This window comes from Sulfuriferula thiophila (genome assembly GCF_003864975.1).
In the GTDB taxonomy this organism is placed as follows: domain Bacteria; phylum Pseudomonadota; class Gammaproteobacteria; order Burkholderiales; family Sulfuriferulaceae; genus Sulfuriferula; species Sulfuriferula thiophila.
Map to the genome: position 1 here is coordinate 1 of NZ_BHGL01000021.1, position 2556 is coordinate 2556.

Here is a 2556-nt window from a genome sequence, read left to right on the forward strand (position 1 = left end):
TAGGTATAGGTGGTGACGACGCCGTTGAAGTCGGTGCGTGAAGCGATGTTGCCGTTGGCGTCGTAGCTCAGGGCGCTGGCAGCGGCACTGCAGCCTGAACCGCCTGGTTGGGTTTGGCCGGTGCTTTTGACGACGCCTAAGACGGTGGTGAAATTGTAGGTGCGAGAGGCGCCGAGGGCGTCGGTGACAGCAGTGCTGCCGTCACTATTATAAGTGAGGTTGACCTGGCCATCACCCAATGCATGAGTGGAGAGGTTGGCGCGGCCCTGGCTGTCGTAGCCGTAGGTGGCAAAGCGGTTGCCGTTCTCGTCGACTATGCCGGTCAGGGCGTTGGGGAAGCTGGCGTTCTCGTACAGGTAGGTCTTGACTGTAGCGTCGGGATAGGTGACCGTGGAGAGGTTGTTATAACTATCGTAGGCGTAGTGGTAGACGCCGCCTGAGGGGGCGGTCATGGTGGCGATACGGCTGCTGGCGTCATAGGTGAAGGTGAGCTGGCGGCCCATGGCGTCGGTGACGCTGATCAGGTGGTTGTTGGTGTCGTAGGCCAGAGTCTGGGTCTGGCCGTTACGGTCGGTGATGGATAACAGTTTGCCGGTGGCGTCGTAGGCTTCGACTGAGTCGTCAGCAGCAATGGTGTAACGCCAGCCGGTGGTAGCGCCGGTGCTGTCGGTGAGTTGGGTCAGGGTGTCGGTGATGTCGGCGTCGGGAAGCCATGCGCCACTTGTCAGATTAAAGTAATAGGCTTTACCATCAGGACGATGAGCGAGTGCGGAAATAAGACCTGCACTAGATAAATACAAAACACTTTGGTCATAACTACTAGACCAATTGTTACCCACAGGCGTAACCCCAGAATTTTTATCATGGATAGCTGTGCTGTTGTAGACGCGGATAAAACGCAAGGTATTTACGGAAATATCCACTTCAGATTGATATTTATTACCCACACCTGTGTTTATAGGATTTCCTACTATGAGTGAACAAAACTTACCTACACTACCTATATTTTTGGCTGGATCAATTAAAAGTAGCTGGCAGGTCACTGCCTCACCACTACAAACTCCAGTATTACCTATCTCCATGCATCCAAAAGTATTTGTCACGGAACTTCCTGGAAGACAATAAAATCCCCGATAAGGGACACTGAATTGCTGCCCATACAACGATTCGGAAGACATACACTCACCATCTTCCAAATAAAGCATATTCACTCCGTCATAAACACTGAGCAAATGGTAAGTCAACGGTGCGTAAGGTGGTTGTAGCAATAAAGCATTTTGACGGGCAGTACAGGCTTGTTGACCGGAATTAAAATAATATGGTGCTGTATTGCCATCCCACCAACCCGATATAGCCGGTACTATTGATTGCGCATGCGTAGCAGAAACTGATAAAAAAACTATCCACAGGAAAATCACTATAGATAAAAAAATTGCTCGTATCTGACTTAGCACTTTCTTCATTGTAGGAACTTCACCCAATTTCATAGATATTTTCCAGCTTCTTGTTTTCATTGATTCAAGTTTTTTCTATGGAGCGTCAATCGTTTTCCATACCCAAATATCAATCAACTTTCCATCTTTATCAAATCCCCAATAAGCGGAAATAGATGTCACTGTTAACGGTGATTCTTTGCGCTCACTTAGTCCCGTCCAGATTGATTTGACACCTACCACCTTTCCAGTATCTTGATTCAAGTATCCAGCAGTATCAGAGTGGTAGCATTTCAAGTTGTTACTTGCGCAAAACGATATCACTTGATCAAATTTTGTCCCAATAGGGGTTTTCTCAAGCAAGTGCTCCCGAATCTGAACTATGCTGCTACAAGCTGTCATCACTATTCCAACCATAGCTACAAACAATACAAAAAAAAACTTACGATAAATCATCACTACCTCATGGTCCAAATTTAATTACAGGAACAGGATATTGGTATCCTGGCGTGTTTGTACCTGTATTCTCAGGAGTGGGCATATTGAAACCGGCTGCATTGCCTAAACCAGAAACAAAGCTATTTGAATTGTAGCCTGTAGGAATCCCAAACATGCTTTGGGGTAACAATGTGTACCAAAGTTTATTAGTATTGTAGTTGTTTGAAAGATTAATTAGATTTTTGATCGCATCGTCCTCATTTGCATATTTACAAGGCAGATCAAGTTTTTTCTTAAAGCTAACAGGATCATGAACATCTTTAAACCGATTAATACCTGACTGCATATGCAATGTCGAATTAGGACCAGCCCCAATAGTTGCGAACCGCATACCATGCGTATCAATATTCTGGAAATTTGGATCATTTATATAAAGCGCTTGATTATCTGGCGTAATTATAAAGAACGAGTGATATAGCCCAGCCGCGACTAAATGGTTCGCATAATCTATCTCTAAACCTGTCGAGTCTATATAACCCACCGGATTCGAATTGACATACCCATAAGTAGACACACTCCCCCCCGCCAGTCCAATCGGATCACTCTGCACATACCGTCCCGTGGTGGGGTCATAATCCCGCGCCATGTTGTAGTGCAGCCCGGTCTCCGCATCATAGTATTGCCC

At 46.2% G+C, this 2556-nt stretch carries 3 protein-coding genes; all 3 read right to left on the bottom strand.

The window, feature by feature from the left end:
- Nucleotides 1–1103, bottom strand: a 1103-nt coding sequence (locus EJE49_RS14230; protein WP_223246883.1) for a DUF6531 domain-containing protein, incomplete at its 3' end; no start/stop codon positions are given.
- A 426-nt stretch (nt 1104–1529) separates the two neighbouring features.
- The gene (locus tag EJE49_RS08730) at nt 1530–1889 is read right to left on the bottom strand and encodes a hypothetical protein (RefSeq protein WP_124950069.1); all 360 of its coding nucleotides are present in this window, start codon (nt 1887–1889) and stop codon (nt 1530–1532) included.
- Nucleotides 1890–1896: 7 nt separating this feature from the next.
- Nucleotides 1897–2556 (bottom strand): RHS repeat-associated core domain-containing protein (locus EJE49_RS08735; RefSeq protein ID WP_133313960.1); only part of this gene is annotated, 660 nt, incomplete at its 5' end.